This is a genomic window from Methylophaga sp., from assembly GCF_965655755.1.
In the GTDB taxonomy this organism is placed as follows: domain Bacteria; phylum Pseudomonadota; class Gammaproteobacteria; order Nitrosococcales; family Methylophagaceae; genus Methylophaga.
Window position 1 is genome coordinate 1 of sequence record NZ_CBFHHW010000076.1, and the last position, 1,464, is coordinate 1,464.

Consider the following 1,464-nt stretch of genomic DNA (forward strand, 5'->3'; position numbering starts at 1 on the left):
GTTCAATGACATATTTTCTGTCAGTTGATAGGCTGCTGACTCGATCGTAATCAATGCTGACGTCATCGGCGAATGCCGTGTTGATAACAAGCTGTCCATTAGCGACTTCTTTAACAGTACCTTTGAGCAGGCTGCCATCATCTAAAACGACTTGGTCGGCAACCACTGTAAAAGGTAAAGTACTTGAAATTAAGAACAAAAAAGTTCTTAAGCTGTTATTCAGCATGTTATCTCCGGTGAATTTTGAGGAATTTTTTTGGACACAAACTAACACAGATAGTTTTAGTTCGAAACGAAGACACCTTCATGCACGCCAAGTCAAAATAGTGTGAAGATGTTCCTTTCACAAGAAACAACGAAGCCGTTAGAATCAACAATGACAACTGTCCAAGGATGGATTATGACTCTTGCAACAATACATAGCCGGGCAATGACCGGTGTTGAAGCCCAGCCGGTCACTGTGGAAGTTCACCTCTCCAATGGTTTGCCTAGCCTCTCTATAGTGGGTATGCCTGAAACAGCAGTAAAAGAAAGCAAAGACAGGGTGCGATCTGCTTTACTCAATTCACAATTTACCTTTCCACAACAACGCATTACGATTAATCTCGCGCCAGCAGATTTACCTAAGGAAGGTGGTCGTTTTGATTTGCCCATTGCGTTGGGTATTCTTGCTGCATCCGGACAAATTCCATTATCTGCTTTGAAGAATAAAGAATTTATCGGAGAGTTAAGTTTGACCGGTGAATGTCGCCCGGTTCGGGGCGTACTTCCCACAGCATTGGCTACAGCAAGAGAAAATAAAATATTAATTCTACCAGCAGAGAATGCGGCTGAAGCATCATTAATTCAGCGGGCTGAGAGTTTTGGTGCCAGCAGTTTATTAGCCGTCTGCGCGCATTTGCATGGGCAAGAAGCATTGCCGGTTTCTACAAAAGAAGAATATGACTCAGCGCCTGCCTATCCTGATTTAATCGATGTCCGTGGGCAGGCGCATGCACGCAGGGCACTCGAAATAGCGGCAGCAGGAAATCACAGCCTGCTTTTCTCGGGACCACCGGGAACAGGGAAAACGATGTTGGCCAGTCGTCTGCCGGGATTACTCGCTCCAATGACAGAGCAGGAAGCGGTTGAAAGCGCCACGATACATTCTGTGGCATCCAGTGGGTTTGATGCATCTAAGTGGCAGCAACGCCCATTCAGAGCGCCGCATCACACTGCTTCCGCTGTTGCGTTGGTCGGTGGTGGCAGCCAACCACGACCGGGAGAGATCTCACTTGCGCATCATGGTGTGTTATTTCTGGATGAATTGCCCGAATTTGACCGCCGCGTGTTGGAAGTACTGCGAGAACCAATAGAATCTGGCAAAATCACCGTCTCTCGCGCAGCGAACCAGGCAGAATTTCCAGCGCGATTCCAACTTGTCGCTGCGATGAATCCGTGTCCGTGCGGTTATTTAGGCGAGGC

The 1,464-nt window shown here is 47.5% G+C and carries 1 protein-coding gene and 1 pseudogene; one reads left to right on the forward strand and one right to left on the reverse strand.

Going from position 1 to position 1,464, the window contains the following annotated elements:
- A pseudogene (locus ACTF5U_RS12445) lies at positions 1 to 226 on the reverse strand (DUF481 domain-containing protein); the annotation flags it as partial.
- Between the two features lie 174 nt (positions 227 to 400).
- Between ACTF5U_RS12445 and ACTF5U_RS12450 the strand changes: the two are divergent.
- Positions 401 to 1,464 (forward strand): YifB family Mg chelatase-like AAA ATPase (locus tag ACTF5U_RS12450; RefSeq protein ID WP_438971950.1); only part of this gene is annotated, 1,064 nt, incomplete at its 3' end.